At 39.1% G+C, this 17,621-nt stretch carries 18 protein-coding genes; 16 read left to right on the top strand and 2 right to left on the bottom strand.

Going from position 1 to position 17,621, the window contains the following annotated elements:
- Window position 1: 1 nt before the first annotated feature.
- The 8 genes from JNUCC41_RS19400 to JNUCC41_RS19435 all read left to right on the top strand — a co-directional run bounded on the left by JNUCC41_RS19400 (window position 2) and on the right by JNUCC41_RS19435 (window position 9,643).
- Window positions 2-1,357 carry a sigma-54-dependent transcriptional regulator gene (locus JNUCC41_RS19400; protein ID WP_192204402.1) on the top strand — a complete coding sequence of 452 codons (1,356 nt, stop codon included), beginning with the start codon at window positions 2-4 and terminating at the stop codon, window positions 1,355-1,357.
- A 300-nt stretch (window positions 1,358-1,657) separates the two neighbouring features.
- Window positions 1,658-2,602: a formimidoylglutamase gene (hutG, locus tag JNUCC41_RS19405; RefSeq protein ID WP_192204403.1), complete on the top strand. Its 945-nt coding sequence runs from the start codon at window positions 1,658-1,660 to the stop codon at window positions 2,600-2,602.
- Between the two features lie 5 nt (window positions 2,603-2,607).
- Complete coding sequence (gene gltS / locus JNUCC41_RS19410; RefSeq protein WP_192204404.1) at window positions 2,608-3,801, top strand: sodium/glutamate symporter; 1,194 nt, start codon at window positions 2,608-2,610, stop codon at window positions 3,799-3,801.
- 393 nt (window positions 3,802-4,194) lie between these two features.
- Window positions 4,195-4,803 (top strand): HutD/Ves family protein, encoded by a 609-nt coding sequence (locus tag JNUCC41_RS19415; protein ID WP_192204405.1) that lies wholly within the window; start codon window positions 4,195-4,197, stop codon window positions 4,801-4,803.
- 382 nt (window positions 4,804-5,185) lie between these two features.
- Window positions 5,186-6,373 carry a hypothetical protein gene (locus JNUCC41_RS19420; protein WP_192204406.1) on the top strand — a complete coding sequence of 396 codons (1,188 nt, stop codon included), beginning with the start codon at window positions 5,186-5,188 and terminating at the stop codon, window positions 6,371-6,373.
- Window positions 6,374-6,390: 17 nt separating this feature from the next.
- Entirely contained in the window at window positions 6,391-7,617 is a 1,227-nt protein-coding gene (locus tag JNUCC41_RS19425; protein ID WP_228467377.1) for a Zn-dependent hydrolase, read from the top strand.
- Window positions 7,618-7,619: 2 nt separating this feature from the next.
- Window positions 7,620-8,795, top strand: a complete 1,176-nt coding sequence (locus JNUCC41_RS19430) for a M20 family metallopeptidase (RefSeq protein WP_192204407.1) — start codon at window positions 7,620-7,622, stop codon at window positions 8,793-8,795.
- A gap of 443 nt (window positions 8,796-9,238) precedes the next feature.
- Window positions 9,239-9,643, top strand: coding sequence for a YybH family protein (locus JNUCC41_RS19435; protein WP_192204408.1), 405 nt, complete (start codon window positions 9,239-9,241; stop codon window positions 9,641-9,643).
- Between the two features lie 169 nt (window positions 9,644-9,812).
- Here the strand turns inward: JNUCC41_RS19435 and JNUCC41_RS19440 are convergent, their stop codons facing one another.
- The gene (locus tag JNUCC41_RS19440; protein ID WP_192204409.1) at window positions 9,813-11,246 is read right to left on the bottom strand and encodes an aldehyde dehydrogenase family protein; all 1,434 of its coding nucleotides are present in this window, start codon (window positions 11,244-11,246) and stop codon (window positions 9,813-9,815) included.
- A gap of 27 nt (window positions 11,247-11,273) precedes the next feature.
- Window positions 11,274-12,908 carry an acetolactate synthase large subunit gene (locus JNUCC41_RS19445; RefSeq protein WP_228467378.1) on the bottom strand — a complete coding sequence of 545 codons (1,635 nt, stop codon included), beginning with the start codon at window positions 12,906-12,908 and terminating at the stop codon, window positions 11,274-11,276.
- A gap of 335 nt (window positions 12,909-13,243) precedes the next feature.
- Here JNUCC41_RS19445 and JNUCC41_RS19450 point away from each other — a divergent pair, with 335 nt between their 5' ends.
- The 8 genes from JNUCC41_RS19450 to JNUCC41_RS19485 all read left to right on the top strand — a co-directional run bounded on the left by JNUCC41_RS19450 (window position 13,244) and on the right by JNUCC41_RS19485 (window position 17,574).
- Window positions 13,244-13,729 (top strand): peptidoglycan-binding domain-containing protein, encoded by a 486-nt coding sequence (locus JNUCC41_RS19450; RefSeq protein WP_192204411.1) that lies wholly within the window; start codon window positions 13,244-13,246, stop codon window positions 13,727-13,729.
- 855 nt (window positions 13,730-14,584) lie between these two features.
- Window positions 14,585-14,845: a metal-sensitive transcriptional regulator gene (locus JNUCC41_RS19455; RefSeq protein WP_098373111.1), complete on the top strand. Its 261-nt coding sequence runs from the start codon at window positions 14,585-14,587 to the stop codon at window positions 14,843-14,845.
- Between the two features lie 39 nt (window positions 14,846-14,884).
- On the top strand, window positions 14,885-15,190 hold the full coding sequence (locus tag JNUCC41_RS19460) for a monooxygenase (RefSeq protein WP_192204412.1): 306 nt from the start codon (window positions 14,885-14,887) through the stop codon (window positions 15,188-15,190).
- Between the two features lie 119 nt (window positions 15,191-15,309).
- Complete coding sequence (locus JNUCC41_RS19465; RefSeq protein ID WP_192204413.1) at window positions 15,310-15,789, top strand: DsrE/DsrF/DrsH-like family protein; 480 nt, start codon at window positions 15,310-15,312, stop codon at window positions 15,787-15,789.
- Window positions 15,790-15,842: 53 nt separating this feature from the next.
- Window positions 15,843-16,208 carry a rhodanese-like domain-containing protein gene (locus tag JNUCC41_RS19470; protein WP_192204414.1) on the top strand — a complete coding sequence of 122 codons (366 nt, stop codon included), beginning with the start codon at window positions 15,843-15,845 and terminating at the stop codon, window positions 16,206-16,208.
- Between the two features lie 20 nt (window positions 16,209-16,228).
- The gene (locus JNUCC41_RS19475; protein WP_192204415.1) at window positions 16,229-16,525 is read left to right on the top strand and encodes a rhodanese-like domain-containing protein; all 297 of its coding nucleotides are present in this window, start codon (window positions 16,229-16,231) and stop codon (window positions 16,523-16,525) included.
- A 52-nt stretch (window positions 16,526-16,577) separates the two neighbouring features.
- On the top strand, window positions 16,578-17,150 hold the full coding sequence (locus tag JNUCC41_RS19480; RefSeq protein WP_192204416.1) for a sulfurtransferase TusA family protein: 573 nt from the start codon (window positions 16,578-16,580) through the stop codon (window positions 17,148-17,150).
- A gap of 28 nt (window positions 17,151-17,178) precedes the next feature.
- Entirely contained in the window at window positions 17,179-17,574 is a 396-nt protein-coding gene (locus tag JNUCC41_RS19485; protein ID WP_192204417.1) for a DsrE/DsrF/DrsH-like family protein, read from the top strand.
- Window positions 17,575-17,621 lie beyond the last annotated feature (47 nt).

Below are 17,621 nucleotides of genomic sequence, written 5' to 3' on the forward strand. Positions count from 1 at the left end.
GATGTACGATATCATGATTATTGATGATGAGCCAACCATTTGTCAGTCACTAACGTTTGCATTGGAAGACCAGTATCATGTTTATTCGTTTACAGACCCACGTGAAGCGCTTCCACTTCTTGAAAGAGCGGAAATCGCCATCGTTTTGCTGGATTTGAAAATCGGGGAATACAATGGGATGGAAGTGTTAGAAGAAATCAAGCGCCTCTCCCCCTCGACAGTCGTCATCATGATGACGGCCTATGGCACCATTCCATCTTCCGTGGAAGCAATGCGTAAGGGGGCGTTTTCATATGCAACAAAGCCTCTTCATATTGATGAATTGGAAGTGCTGATGCAAAAAGCGGAAGAAGTGTATACGCTTCAGTCCAAAGTGAAATGGCTGAGTGAAGAATTGGATAAGGTGGCAGGAGTGAACGGCCTTATCGGTGAAAGTTTGTCAATGCGTAAAATATTCTCCCTAATCGAAAAAGTGAAGGATATCGATTCTAACATTCTCATAGAAGGGGAAAGTGGAACCGGCAAAGAAGTCGTCGCCAGAACGATCCATAATCAAAGCAAGCGCAGAAACGAAAAGTTTCAGGCTATTAATTGTGCCGCCATCCCGACTCACCTGTTGGAATCAGAATTATTTGGATACGAAAAGGGAGCATTTACAGGGGCGACACAGCGGAAATATGGACTTTTTGTGTTGGCGGAAGGAGGAACAATCTTTCTTGACGAAATTGGTGAGATGGATTTGGCGCTGCAAGGGAAAATTTTGCGCGTTCTACAGGAGAGAAAGGTAATGCCCGTTGGAGGGATGGAAGAAGTCAGCATCGATGTCCGTATCATTGCTGCGACAAACAGAGACTTGGTCAAAGAAGTAAAAGAAAATCGATTTCGTGAAGATTTATATTACAGATTAAATGTGATTCCGATTCACCTTCCTGCTTTACGTGAACGAAAAGAAGACATACCGTTGTTGTTGGAATTTTTCATTGCCAAAATCGGTGATAGAATGGGAAAACCTGTAGAAGGAATTTCCCATGAAGCGCTGCAGCTTTTACAGCAATATGACTTCCCAGGAAATATTCGGGAACTCCAGAACCTGATTGAAAGGGCCATTGCGCTTACGAATGAATCTTATATACAGAAAGCTGATTTACCTTCCGATATCCAAAAAAGCTCGCGCGCATTTTTCGGCAACACTTTAATCCCTGTCTATGTCGGCGAACCGCTTGAAGAAATCGAAAAAAGAGTGATTCTTCATAACCTTGCCGCTTTTAACGGTCATCAAAGGAGGACGGCGCAAACAATTGGCATCGGGGAGAGGACATTGCGAGATAAGTTGAAGAAATATCGGGAAGAAAAGTAGGCGGAAATTGCCGAGCGGCAATTTTCGCCTACTTTTTATTTTGAATATATCTTAATTACCCACTGTTTTTAAGGCGATGAACCTGGCATGAAACTTGCTTAATTAATATTGCAGTACAACCATTAAGCAGAATGGAGGGAATATAGATATTACACCATAATGGTTTACAGTACTGGACTGGGAATTACAGTGCAGCGGAAGCGGGGATGTGCAAAATGCTTCAGGTCTTTTATGATTGTACAACCCGAATGATTGGCGATTGCCATATGAAGTATTTTTATTAATGGGGAGGAAAAATAAATGTATGCGTTACCAAATATGGATTTATGGAAAGGCAGAACAGATAGTCTAGTAGATAAAGATGAATTTAGAATTCATCAAATAGTTAAAGATAATCAATTCCCTTCAATAAATCATGCATGTGGAATAATAGGGTTTTCTTGTGATGAGGGCGTACGCAGGAATAAAGGAAGACTTGGAAGCAAAGAAGCTCCAAATGAAATACGTAAATCCTTATCTTCTTTGTCTTGGCACGGCCAAGCAGAGGATAGTCTAGTTGATTTCGGAAATATCATTTGTGAAAATCAACAGTTAGAAGCAGCACAAGCTGAATTAGGAAGTCACGTAGAGAAAATAGTAACTAAAAATATGTTTCCTGTTATATTGGGGGGCGGACATGAAACCTTTTATGGTCATTATCTAGGGATCAGGTCGAGTGTAGGACCCAAAGCTAAGATAGGCATCCTTAACATTGATGCTCATTTTGACTTACGCTCATATGAAGAAATAACTTCTTCAGGAACGATGTTTAAACAAATATTAGATCATGATCATCAAGCAAGTTATTTGCCCATTGGTATTCAACGTTATGGAAATACAAAAAAATTATTTGACACTGCAACTTCTCTTGGGTGTTCCTGGATATTGGAAGAAGAATTGGCAGATGGGATTTCCAAGAAAAATGAAAGTGAAATTCTGAATTTTATGAATCAACATGATCATATTATTTTAACGCTTTGTATGGATGTTATTAACGCTTCTGAAGCACCAGGTGTAAGTGCACCTTCCTCATTTGGTCTTTCTGGAAAAATGGTTAGGCAGTTAATTCGTAAAATTACTTCACATCCGAAAACCATTTCATTTGATATCTGTGAAGTAAATCCATCATTGGATAATGATAATCGCACTGTAAAACTAGCTGCAAACCTAATAAATGAAGTATTTTTGTGTGTGGAGAGGAGATAGGCAATATGAGCATCGAGATCAATCAAACGATCACTATATTTTTAGCGGTACTGCTTTTAGCACTAGGCGGGATTATCGTTAAGAATGTCAAAATATTTAAACACTTTTGTATCCCTGCACCTGTTGTAGGGGGATTACTGTTTGCAATAGTCGCGACAAGTCTTAAAACCTTTCTAAACGTAACCATTTCATTAGATACGACACTCCAGGGATTATTCATGTTAACGTTTTTTACGACTGTTGGATTGGGTGCCAGTTTTCAATTAGTAAAAGTCGGCGGAAAAATTTTATTAATATATTGGTTGTTATGTGGTTTTCTGGCATTTGCTCAAAATTTAATTGGAATTTCTTTAGCACCGGTTTTTGGGATTGATCCATTGATTGGTATGATGGCAGGAGCGATATCCATGGAAGGGGGCATAGGTGCAGCTACAGCATTTGGTGGTACCATTGAATCGCTGGGAATTCAATCTGCCCAAGCAATTGGAATAGCGGCAGCTACATTAGGTTTAGTATTTGGTGGATTAGTTGGAGGTCCAACTGTAAAATATCTAATTAATAAACACAAATTAACACCAAGTAAAAAGGATATTGAAATTCAGGAAAAGAAAGAAATGGAAGACAAAATAGAATTGAATGCAGCTTCATTTATGAAACAAGTATTAATACTGACATTTTGTATGGCCTTAGGTTCATACTTAGGAGAGTTATTTTCGGCGAAGACAGGTTATGTTTTACCGAATTATGTTGGAGCAATGATAGTGGCTGTAATAGTCCGGAATATTTTGGATAAAATAAATGGAAAAATCATCGAAATGCCTAGTATAAATTTTATTGGAGATATTACTTTAGGTATTTTCTTATCAATGGCATTAATGAGTATAAAACTATGGGAAGTTGCTGACCTTGCATTACCTATCATTTTGATTGTGGTGATACAAGTAATCTTCATTATACTTTTAAGTATATTCATCATGTTTCGCTTTCTTGGCAAAAACTACGATGCGGCAGTTATGGTTGGAGGGTTTATCGGACATGGTATAGGGGCTACACCAAATGCTATGGCCAATATGTCGACGATCACTGCTAAATATGGACCTTCAAGTAAAGCGTATTTAATCGTTCCGATAGTGGGTGCATTTCTTATTGACGTTTTTGCCATGCCAATTATCATTGTAAGTATTAATCTATTAAAATGATAATGCTGGAATGAATTTCAAAATTAATAGTTTTTATGCAAAGCATGATATGGTCAAAGTATAGTTAGATATAGTGTTGATACCGAATGTTTTGAGTTGTATCAAAAACATTCGGTATTGTCTTTTTTTCTAAATTACCCATGTTGTAGTTAATACACATTGGTTTTTCACCGAAACCTCATCAATTTCAAGTAGGTATGAACGACCTTGTGTGTATAGCACGATCAAGTAAGAATGAAATTATGCTACGGTGATCAGAGTCCAGTACACCTAAGCCAGTTATGTCTCTCTTTTTACCGTATCCGCCCTAATGGAAATGAACAATTTTTTTGATCTGCACTCTGGTCGAAATTGTTTTCAACTTAAAGTAATAATAAAAAGGGGAGAAAATAGTTGTCATATTCACAAAAGATAATAAGAAAAAGTGAACAAATAACCAGTCTTTGGTCAGGTGGTAAAACAACTCAACTTGCCATTTATCCTGAAGATGGAGATTATACGAAGCGTGATTTCAAATGGCGGATTAGCACCGCAGATGTCGAGGTGGACGAATCCTTATTTACTCACCTTCCAGGCATTCAGAGAATCATCATGATCCTTGATGGTGAAACGCTGCTGGAACATAAGGGAAAGCACCGTGTGCATTTACAGCCATTTGAACAGGATCGGTTTGATGGAGGCTGGACAACCCGAAGTATTGGGAGGGTTACGGACTTTAATTTGATGTTAGCAGATGGATGCGAAGGAGACCTTAGCACAATTCATTTGACTGATGGAATCCATTCTGAAGTGTTGGATAATGGGGAATCTACGAAAAGAACGGACGCCTATTATTGTTTCAAAGGAAAAAGTAGAATGAGTATCGATGAAAAAGAGTCTATTATTTTAGGGCAAGGTGACTTGGTAATCTTGAACATGGATCATTTCTGCAATAATATAAAGTTATCCAATTACGAAGATCACGTATGTTCAACAATTATTAAGGTAAGTATTTTTTATTGATGGAAGTTTTGGTTCAAGTGCAAAAAACATTCAATTATGAAAGTAGAAAGAGTTTACTTTATTCAGATTATATACAGTAAAAAGTAAACAGGATATTGAATAATCATTAATCAGAGCTGTCCTTAGACGGCTTTTTCTTTTTAAAATAAATGGAGATCATTCAGAGACTTAAGGAGATAAAAACTCTATAAAATGATTAAAATTATTTTGATATATCCAAATTTCAGATAATTTGGTATGTGGAATCAGAATTAAAACACTTACATTTCCTATTATCTGTGTATAATTACCTGAAAATATTGAATTGTCTTTAAATTAAAATGATTTAGTGTTATTATTTTAGAATATTCAAACTATTAAATTGGAAGGTGAGGGAACTCATATGTCACAGATGTTGGCTTTAGTTATTGTTATTCTGATTTTATTTGTAGGAGACATTGTGGCGGTTCGGACAAAAGCCTGGGTACCTTCCGTTTTCGTTTCCGCAATCCTATTTCTATGTGGTTATTGGACATTCTTCCCGCAAGACATCGTTTCAATAGCAGGTGTTCCACCGGTAGTGGCAACCATGATGATGTACCTATTGATCACGAATATGGGAACATTGCTTTCAATAAGAGAATTGGTGAATCAATGGAAAACGATTGTCATCTCCTTATCTGGTATTCTTGGTATTGTTGCACTTATATTCGGAATTGGCATATTCATATTTGATCTGCAAACTGTCCTTGTGGCGATTCCACCTTTAGTGGGCGGTATGGTATCTTCAATAATCATGTCAGAAGGAGCGGCGGACGCAGGACTAACGAGTTTGTCCGTTTTTGCCATTGTTATTTATGTAATGCAAGGCTTTGCTGGATATCCTTTAACTTCAATTGTGTTGAAGAAAGAAGGGAAGAAGCTATTGGGGCAATATCGCAATGGGCAATTAACGGTAAAAAAGAGTGATACTGCAGCAGCTTCAGAAGGTATGACGGAACTTAAGCTGTTTAAAAAATTTCCTGAAAAATATAATACGGAATATTTTAAATTTTTCAGACTTGCGGTTGTTGCTTTTCTCGCTTACCTTGTTTCGACTGGATTAGAGCCGATTATATCAATAAATGCATTTGTTCTCTGCTTACTATTCGGGGTTGTCGGAAAAAGTATAGGTTTCTTGGAAAAGCAGACTCTGCAAAAAGCAAATGGATTTGGATTTGCCATCATGGCCCTTATGCTTTTCGTCTTTGACGGATTAAAAAATGCAACACCAAGTATGATGGTGGAGATCCTTTACCCACTTATTGTTTGCATTTTCTTAGCTGTTATTGGCATGTATATATTCTCATTCATTGCAGGGAAATTGTTAAATGTCAGCAAAGAAATGGCCTTTGCTGTATCTTTAACAGCATTATACGGATTTCCAGCCGATTACATTATCACCAATGAAGTCGTCAATTCATTAACAAAAGATGAAAATGAAAAAGAAGCACTGCTAAGCCATATGCTGCCGCCGATGCTTGTTGGTGGATTTATATCGGTTACAATCGTGTCGGTTATTTTGGCAGGAATATTTGTACAATTCTTGTAAAAAAGGAGGAATTCCAAGTGAGTCTTATCGAACGTATAAAAAAGCAAATAAATGATTTGAGCGAATTTACATCAACACCCGGAAAAGGGACAACCCGGCTTACGTATAGCAAGGAAGACTTACTTACACGCAATTATATTAAAAATAAAATGATGGAAACCGGTCTAACAGTAAAGGAAGATGGACTTGGAAATATTTTTGGAAAGCTTGAAGGTACTTTAAAAGATGCACCAAGCGTTTTGATTGGTTCACATTTTGATTCCGTACCAAACGGTGGTGCGTATGACGGACCAGCCGGTGTAATTGTCGCTCTTGAAGTGGCTGCCCTATTTGCAGAAAATCAATTAACACCTAAATATCCATTGGAAATCGTTGCCCTGATTGAAGAAGAGGGTGCTCGTTTTGGCGGGGGACTAATGGGGTCGAGAGGAATAGTGGGAACACTTAGTGAGGAAAGTTTTAAAAACTTAAGGGATAAAGAAGGTATCACGACAATTGAAGCGATGTCAAAAATTGGTCTGGATTCATCACTTCCGAAAAGGAGAAATCCTAAAAGCATTAAAGCATTTCTCGAATTGCATATAGAACAAGGGCCAATCCTTGAAGAGAAGAATATCCCCATTGGTATTGTAGAAGCGATTGTTGGTTTAACTCAATTTGAAGTGACCATTGAAGGAAAGGCAGGACATGCAGGCACAACCCCGATGGATCGCCGTACGGATGCATTGGTTGCAGCCGCTCAGATTATTTCTCAATTACCGAGCCTAGCAATTGAGGAAGGTGAAGGAACGGTTATCACGACAGGGCGACTACATGTTTTACCAAATGGAGCTAACGTCATCCCAAATAAAGTCGAATTTTCGATAGATATCCGATCTAGCAAGGAAGAACATATTAACAATGTTATCAAGCGGATGAAAGAATTAATCGAATCCTATCATGAACAGGGAATCCATACAACTGCGGAACAGGTGTTATATATGCCGCCAAAGGTATTGAGTGATGAAATAAAAGCTTTATTAAAAGATAAAAGTTCTGCTTTGGAAATTCCATACTGTTCCATTAATAGTGGAGCAGGTCATGATGCGATGGTTTTTTCCGATGTGACTGATGTTGGCATGCTCTTTGTTCCAAGTAAATCAGGACTAAGTCATTGTCCAGAAGAATGGTCTGATGCACGTCATATAGCAAATGGAGTGCAAATATTTTACGAAGTGGCTAAATGTTTAACGGAGGTAGAATGAGGATGATTAATCAAACGATAAAAGAAGCGATTCAAAATAATAGTGATGAATTAATAGAAATACGTAGAAAACTTCATAGCGAACCTGAGTTATCATGGGAAGAAGAAAATACAACGGCCTTTATTTGTGAATACCTTGAAGAATTAGGAATACCTTATCGCAAAGCAGAACCAACAGGTGTCATTGCACAAATTAAAGGCGGTAAGGCAGGAAAGACGGTAGCATTAAGAGCGGATATGGACGCCCTTTCTGTTGAAGAATTAAATAAAGACTTGCCGTATGCTTCAAAAGAAGAAGGAAAAATGCATGCATGTGGTCATGATGCACATACATCCATGTTATTAATTGCAGCGAAGGCACTAAACGAAATAAAAGAAGAATTACCTGGGAATGTGCGATTAATCTTTCAACCAGCTGAAGAAGTAGCAACAGGTGCAAAGGAAATGGTTAAACAAGGGGCTGTCAAAGGTGTTGATAATGTTTTTGGCATACATATTTGGTCGCAAATGCCAACAAACAAGGTTGCTTGTTCTCAAGGTCCTTCATTCGCTTCAGCAGATATCTTTACAGTAACGTTTAAAGGAAGAGGGGGACATGGTGCCATGCCACAGGATTGTATCGATGCTACTATTGTGGCCTCTTCATTCGTCATGAATGTACAATCTGTCGTATCAAGAACGGTCGACCCACAAAATCCCGCAGTTTTGACAGTTGGAAAAATGGTCGTGGGCACACGATTTAATGTCATTGCAGAAAATGCCGTTATTGAAGGGACTGTCCGTTGTTTTGATCCTAAAACACGTGACCATATTGAAAGACAGCTCCAGATTTATGCTGAAAATGTTGCTAATATTTACGGTGCGACCGCACAGGTTGAGTATTACCGTGGAACGCAAGCTGTCATTAATGATGAATACAGTGCAAAATTAGTGCAAAAAGTTGCTTCAAATGCGTTTGGCGAAGACTCAGTATATAATGAAAAGCCAACAATGGGTGGAGAAGATTTTAGTTTCTATTTAGATGAAGTACCTGGAAGCTTCGCTTTAGTTGGATCTGGAAACCCTGAAAAGGATACGGAATGGGCCCATCATCACGGGAAATTCAACATCGACGAAGAGGCGCTTGCTACCGGTGCAGAACTTTACGCTCAATATGCCTGGGCATATTTGCACGAATAACGGACTGATAAAAGAGGGAATACGGAAATTGTTAAAAAGTAGAAGGCCGCCGATTGGCGGCCTTTTGGCGTTAAGGGTTAAATTTCACTAAAAGGGCTTTGCACACAGTCAAAAAGGGAATGGATTTTACCATTCCCTTTTTATAATGTCGTTCTTATTTAACTTTTGTAAAGGTGAGAAGCTGTGTACTCCACATTGCTGATAAATGCAAATAAACCTTTTGTCGGCATTTACGTTCTGCATTCATTTCACTTTGCATCAAGTTGAAAGTTGCATGAAACATTTTGTAATGATAATGAACCGTAGTAATTCATTATCTAGAACCCTTATGTGCATTCACCTTAATTTAATTAAGCATTCTCTTTTTTATTATTGAGCAGGAATCCCCATCACGGCAGTCGAACACCAATTAGTATGAAGAGAAGTGGAATAGGAGGGTGATTATGCAGAATCATGAGCTGGAACAAGTCATAAAAATTGCGGACAGGGCGATAAACAATGAGGATTTTGATCATTTAATGGAGTTCTATTCAGAGGAAGCGACTTTAGTTGTCAAACCTGGAACATTCGCAAAAGGGAAAGAGGAAATTCGTCGGGCATTCATTGCTATAGCTGAATATTTTAATCACAGCTTAATCGTCAATCAAGAAAAGATGGCAATAATCGAAACGGGCGATACGGCATTGGTTGTGGCAAAAGCCCAGCTTAGTGCCAATCAAAAGGATGATTCCGAATTCTCTATGGAAAGAACTGCGACATATGTATTTAAAAAAGATTCCACAGGTACATGGCGCTGTATAATCGACAACTCTTATGGTGCTGAAATAATTGAAGAATTGAAGAATTGAAGTAATTAGTGAAAGCTGCCGTATCGTATATGGTGGCTTTTTATATTTTTTTCAGCAAATAAATATCTTCTAAGGCTGCAACAAAAAACATTAATTTACGACAAAATATGACGGCGATATCTTTAAGATTTCGCCGTCTCTTTTACTATGGTTTATAATTTCCCTATGTTCAGTCGTCGCTTATTTTAAAGCTGATAAACTTCTGCTCCATCATTTCTTGCATCGCATATTTGATGCCTTCCCGGCCAACACCGCTGTCCTTCCAGCCGCCATAAGGCATATTATCAATTCGGTAAGTTGGAATATCATTGATTACGACCCCGCCTGTTTCCAAGCGTTCCGCCGCATAAAAAGCTCGTTCTATACTCGGTGTCATCACTCCTGAGTTCAATCCGTAACGCGAATCATTAGCATCATTGATCGCATCATCAAGCGTGTCGAATGGGAAAATGCAGACAATTGGACCAAATACTTCGAAACGAAATACCTTTGAGTCACGATTTACATTGGTTAAGACGGTAGGCAATAGGACATTGCCTTCCACTGTACCGCCGCACTCAATTTTTGCTCCTTCTTGTACTGCTTCGTCAATCCAACTTTGTAACCGTTCCATTGATTTTTTTGAAATAACCGCTGTAATATTTGTATTTTCCTCCAGGGGGGAACCGATGACAAGCTGTTTTGTTGCACTGACGAATCGATCTAAAAATTGTTGGTATAGTGATTTGTGGACATAAATTCGTTGAATCGAGATGCACACCTGCCCATTATTCGTAAATGAACCCATCACACTTCGTTGAATAATTTTATCGATGTCGACACCTTCATCAATGATGAAAGGCGAATTAGATCCGAGTTCAAGTGTAAGCTTACGGAAGCCTGCCTGCTGCTGGATAAGGTGTCCGACCTCTACACTGCCTGTGAAAGTCACTTTTTTTACATGTGGATGGGTCGTCAACGCTTCGCTTAAAACATCCCCTTTGCCCGGTATGATGTTCAATACTCCATCAGGCAACCCTGCTTCTTTAAAAATATCGGCCAGAACCAGTGCACTCAACGGGGTTTGTTCGGCAGGTTTTAACACAATCGAATTTCCAGCCGCAATAGCTGGACCAACTTTATGGGCGACCAAGTTAAATGGAAAGTTAAATGGCGTAATCGCGGTAACGACGCCAATCGGGGTGCGAACCGTGAATCCAAAACGGTTTACCCCACCCACTGCAGCATCCATCGGGATTTGTTCTCCATAATTATTCTTTGACGCTTCTGCAGCAAAACGATAGGTCTGAACCGTACGATTCATTTCTTCACGAGCATTTCGAATCGTTTTCGCAGCCTCTAGGGAAATGATTTTTGCAAGTTCTTCACTGCGTTCTTCCATGATTGCGGCAGCTTTAAATAAAATTTCTGCTCGTGCATGAGCCGGGTAGGTTCGGTATTTCTGAAAAGCTGCATTTGCCTCGACAATCGCTTCAACGGCATCCGCTGGTTCAGCCTGTCCGATTTGTGCAATTTCTTCGTTTGAATGGGGGTTATATAATGGCTCATATGATTTAGCCTCCCGCCATTTACCACCAATCCACAATTGCCACTTTTTCTTCATCTGAAATCCCTCCAATAATATCTGCCTTTATAATTTACAAATATAATCACCTAGTGTTTTCGATAGCTTTACATTTTCCGAATAATCGACATCCACATCAATCAAGACAATTTCCTGACTCGAAATCGCTTCTTCCAATGCATGAAGCAATTCATCGGAGTGGGTTACTTTCACTCCTTTGACCCCAAAACTTTTTGCGAAGCCTAAAAAGTCTGGGTCTGTAAATTCAATCGCATTCGTACGATCAAATTTATTCAATTGCTTCCACTCAATTAGGCCGTATTTTGAATCATGGAAAATGACTATCACGAAGGCAAGCCCTAAACGTTTTGCAGTTGCCAATTCAACCCCATTCATCAGAAATCCGCCATCCCCTGTAACCGCAATGACAGGTTTATCAGGTTTAGCCAGTTTGGCTGCAATTGCGCCGGGAATAGCAATTCCCATCGATGCAAAGCCATTAGAAATGATAGTGTGATTTGGCATTTCCGGCTGATACATCCGGGCCATCCATAATTTATGGGCTCCCACATCCGAAATGACAATGGCATTGCCCTTTTCCGCCCTTTTCAAATCGGCGATAATTCGCTGAGGGATGATAGGGCTTCCTGATACATCATCCGAAGAATGAAATTTTTCTATGATTTGAGACCTTAGCTTTTTCACTTCAGGCCAAAGCTCTTTTTCTACTACACCAGTGGACAAGGCTTCAAGTCCCTCCGTAACGTTCCCGACCAATTCGGCTTGTACGGGGTAATAAGCATCAATCTCAGCCGGTCGAGCATCAATATGAATAATCGGATTCATTGCCTCATCGTTCCAATACTTTGGTAAATACTCGACGAAGTCATAGCCTACGGTGATAATAAGATCGGCCAAATCAAACCCGCAAAGAACATAATCCCTTGCTTGCATCCCTACTGTAAAAAGGGTCAATGGATGGTTGGAAGGTAAAACTCCTTTGGCCATGAACGAATTCACAACAGGAATTTGCTTCTCTTCTGCAAATTTCCGTAATGACTCAGCAGCTCCATCGCGGACTACGCCATTACCAGCTAGAATAATAGGCTTTTTTGCGCGATTTATTAATTCGACGGCTTTTTTGATTTCTTCCTCTGCAGGGCGGGATCTAGGCATTGGTGTAACCGGAAGAGGTTCACCCTCAGTATCCATCATCGCCACATCTTCGGGGAGTTCGATATGAACAGCTCCCGGCTTTTCTATGACTGCAGTTTTAAATGCTTTACGGATAATTTCCGGAATCGTATGCGGCACTTTGATTTGTTGATTCCATTTCGTTACTTCCTTAAAAACCCCAATTATGTCCACATATTGATGCGACTCCTTATGAATTCGATCAAGGCCTGCCTGACCTGTAATTGCGATAACAGGGGAATAATCCAGATAAGCGCTTCCTATCCCTGTCAATAAATTGGTTGCACCAGGTCCCAATGTACCTAAGCAGACGCCAGGCTTTCCAGTTAGCCGGCCATAGATGTCTGCCATGAAAGCTGCAGCTTGTTCGTGATGAACCAAGATGAATTTAATATTAGAGCTAATTAGAGAATCGATAAGATCCGTATTTTCCTCTCCAGGTATCCCAAAAATATACTGAACCCCTTCATTCTCCAAACATCTTATAAACAAATCAGATGCCTTCAATTTATTCCCTCCTAAGACCATTTCGATTTCTTCATTTCTTTCCCTATATGTTGGCTTTGTCTATTAAAAATTATGTACTTGCGTATTGTTAAAAACCATTTGGAGCATATAAAGAAATTCAGGTTTTAGTAAATTAACCTCAAAAGTCATAACTGGGAGAAGTAAAATGGAAATCGCAAGTCGTTTATTTTTGTTGCACTTGTTTTAATGGCACTTATCCTTTTTATATTCTATTTATAATATTCAAAACAGGAAATTGGTCGGAAGGGAAATTTAAAATCGGAAGGGAAATGGTAAGGTAGTTCGGATGCACAAAAAAAGAGGGAGATGGAGCTATGAATAAATTACTTACTGGTTTGGTAGTATTAGCAATGGCCCTTGGGATATCTTTTTCCACTGCTTCAGCGTCAGCTGGAGGATTTCACCATCCCGAAAGCTGGGATAAAAACTCTATTTTGCGGAAGGACTCTCATGGGGTGGAGATCAGGAATATGCAGTATATCCTGAATGTCATGGGTTTTTATACGGATTCAGCAGTGGTTGACGTAGATGGAATTTTTGGACCAAAAACCGAAGCGGGTGTAAAGAAATATCAAAAAGAAAACAACTTGAAAGTGGATGGTGTGGTTGGCCCCCGGACGTGGGATAGCTTCTCACAATATATTAAGAAGTATGGCAATGAAACCTATGGAGCAGGCGGAAACATGGGACTAAGAATTAAATGGAAGTACGACAATTCTTCCTATACATCCGGCTCTAAAGCCTATATTTACGGTAATGGGGATACATTAAGCGACCAATATCGCTTGTATGCGAATTAAGATACAGGAAGGACCAATGAATTTTCCCTTCATATGAAAAACGTGCCATATATAGGCACGTTTTTATTTTTGGCTTTCACGAGTTGATTTATATGTTCTACCTTTGCGGAAACTTTAGCTCAAGCGGGGTATTCAATTGCCTCTACTATATACCTATCGATATTTCCACAATTCCAATCCCATTGCTTTATGAAAAGGTATAGATGTCTCGCTTGTAAATGACAGCATAACGGATGATTGGGACACATTTGGCACAGGGACGTGCTTTACAAAGCTAGTCTGATGGCTGAACGTTTCGCTTGGATTGATTGTGGAGTGGTCTTTAAGACGGGCCCTTGGTTTTATTAATGGAGGTAAATACCTCTTAATTCAGAGGGGGAACGAGTTTGGCCGACCATTTGGGATATAGCGGATGCTGTTTTTGCGGAAGCTAGCTGTTCAGCGGAAGCAGTCGCAAGACGTTCAAGGCGCTTTGCGGTTATGCATAAAGGGAAAATTGTTTCAGGATCTTTCAATCGAATTTTGGCAAAAAATTAAAATAAAAACGCAAAAGCTGCCGGATATGGTGGCTTTTATTTTTTAATAATAGTTTGAATGAAACGGCTTGACAATATACCCCTATAGGTATAATATGAACTCACAAGTTAAGAATGCATGATGCTCGAACTTACGAGTAAAATACGCAAATTCACGAGTAAAGCACGCAGGCTCATTAGGGTGAGAATATTGATTAATAGGTTTTGCATATTCAGTATGTCTAATTGAACTTAGGCCTTTGCTTCATAATCGGAAAAGGAAATAAGATAATCAGTTGAGGTTTGTAATTGCATTTGTAAATAGATGGGTGGGCAGAGTATGGAGTATGATAAAAGTGTCATTAATCGCTTAAAGCGGATTGAAGGACAAATCAAGGGTGTACTTGGAATGATGGAGCAAGGAAAGGATTGCAGGGAAATCGTCACTCAGTTGTCGGCTGCACGTAATGCTATCGATAGGACAATGGGTGTTATTGTAAGTGAAAATCTCGAACAATGCGTTCGGGAAAACGTTGTGAAAGGCGAAGGCACAGATCATCTAGTCAAGGAAGCGGTTAATTTACTGATAAAAAGCAGGTAATGGAATTTGACCTGACCTTTAGAAAAAGGAGTGTTATTCATGACTTATATTTTACAAGTGGATTTTAAAATGGAGGGACCATTTGGCCACGAAATGGTAAAAGAATTTACTGATTTAGCAAAAAGCATTAATGATGAAGAAGGATTGATCTGGAAGATTTGGACCGAAGACAATGAGGCAAAGCAAGCTGGTGGCATTTATCTGTTTGAATCGAAGTCATCCGCAAGTAAGTACTTGACTATGCATACAGCTCGGTTAAAAGGGTTTGGTATCGAGAAGGTTAATGGAAAAATATTCGAAGTAAATGAAGGTTTGACTTCCATCAATCATGGACCAATTAAATAAAGAAAAACCTATTCCATTCATTTTTTTTAGTGAAGTAGGTTGACGAACTATATTTTTTAGCATAATATATACCCCGTAGGGTATAAAGGAATGGAAATATCGATCAGGGGGAAAACATAATGACTGAAAAGAAAAGAACGACGATTGTTTTATTTAGTGGTGATTATGATAAGGCAATGGCTGCTTATATCATTGCAAATGGGGCGGCGGCTTACGATCATGAAGTGACCATCTTCCATACATTCTGGGGATTGAATGCCTTAAGGAAGGATGAGCCGGTTTCATTAAAAAAAGGATTCCTGGAGAAAATGTTTGCAAAAATGATGCCCCGTGGTTCAGATAAAATGGGACTGTCAAACATGAACTTTGCTGGAATGGGTCCGAAAATGATCAAGCACGTGATGAAAAAGCATAACGCCATGTCACTCCCGAATTTAATTGAGTTGGCCCAAGAACAAGATGTGAAACTGATTGCCTGTACGATGACGATGGATTTATTGGGTTTGCAGAAAGAGGAATTAATGGATGGAATAGAATATGCAGGTGTAGCGGCATATTTAGCCGAAGCAGAAGATGGTAATGTAAACTTATTTATTTAAGCAATAAAAGTGAAATAGGGTAAATTTTATGATATGGAGGGGAGGATACTAAAATGGGAACAGCATTTAATGTCATAATAATTGGAGCTATCGCTTGGTTTTTATATCAGAAATTTGTCCCTGCAAAGGGAATAAAGAATATAAATACGACAGAGTTAAAAGCTGTGTTAAGTCAAAAAGGAAGCAAGCAATTCATTGATGTCCGTACTCCAAATGAGTATAGGGGCAATCACATAAAGGAGTTTAAGAATATTCCATTATTCGAACTTAATAAAAGAGCACAAGAACTTTCAAAAGATAAAGAAGTAGTTGTCATCTGCCAAAGTGGAATGAGGAGCACTAAAGCAAGTAAGACATTACAAAAACTAGGATTTAAAGAAGTTACCAACGTAAAAGGCGGTATGAGCGCTTGGAAATAATATGAGGAGGAATTACTATCATGAAAGAAATCTTACCAAATGAAGTGGCTGCATTATTAAAAGAAAACTCGAAAATTAATATTATTGATGTGAGAGAAGTAGATGAAGTAAAGACAGGGAAAATACCAAATGCGATGCATATTCCATTGGGGCTAGTGGAATTTCGAATGCAAGATTTGGAAAAAACACAAGAATATATCATGGTCTGCCGTTCAGGAGGCAGAAGTGCAAGGGCAGCAAAGTTACTTGAAGATCATGGATATAAAGTGATGAACATGATGGGCGGTATGAATGAATGGGAAGGTCCAATAGAATAATTTTTAATTTATTAGATACCCCCACCCCTATCAAAATCGAGGAGGAAAAAAAATGATTAAAACAAATTCCGTATTAGATGCAAAAGGGTTAGCATGTCCAATGCCGATTGTAAGAACGAAAAAAGCCATGAATGGCCTAGAAGCAGGGGAAGTACTGGAAGTTCAAGCGACTGATAAAGGGTCAACTGCCGATATGAAAGCCTGGGCGGAAAGTACAGGTCATCAATATTTAGGTACAGTTGAAGAAGGAACCACACTAAAACATTATCTTCGGAAAGCAAGCGGAGAAGAAACAGAAGCGAAGAAGCATGAAAAAATCATTTCAAATGAAGAACTTCTTCAAATGATGGAAGAAAATCGAAATATGATTCTTCTGGATGTACGAGAATCAGCAGAGTATGCTTTTCATCACATTCCGGCAGCGAAATCCCTTCCAATGGGTGAATTGGAACACCGTATGGGTGAACTTGATAAAGAGTCAGAGATTTTCGTGATTTGCCGTTCTGGCAGCCGAAGTGATCTTGCTGCACAAAAGCTGACGGCGGCTGGATTTGAACAGGTATTCAATGTTGTACCAGGCATGAGCCAATGGAACGGACCTACACAAAAATCCGTTGATGAATAAAGGTGACCCTAGAATGGAGGAAAATATCATGACTAACAAAGTAGCAATAATCGCAAGTAATGGTGGAGTATTTGACGCGTATAAAGTGTTTAACATCGCAACGGCAGCTGCTGCAACAGATCAAGAAGTGGCCATTTTCTTTACTTTTGAAGGCTTGAATTTAATTCATAAAGAAGCGAATGGACAACTACCATTGCCTGAAGGTAAGGAGCATTTTGCCGAAGGCTTTAAAAAGGCTAATGTTCCTTCAATTCCGGAATTAGTTACAATGGCACAGGAAATGGATGTCAGGTTTATTGGGTGTCAAATGACCATGGACGTTTTAGGCATGGAAAAGGAAGCTTTCGTTGACGGTATCGAAGTAGGTGGGGCGGTCACATTTTTAGAGTTCGCTAAAGATGCTGATGTTACATTAACCTTTTAATGAAGGTAAAAATTTTTGAGAACTTTAATACTATGGGGGGTATACAG

The organism is Brevibacillus sp. JNUCC-41, assembly GCF_014844095.1.
GTDB classification, from domain to species: Bacteria; Bacillota; Bacilli; order Bacillales; family DSM-1321; genus Peribacillus; species Peribacillus aracenensis.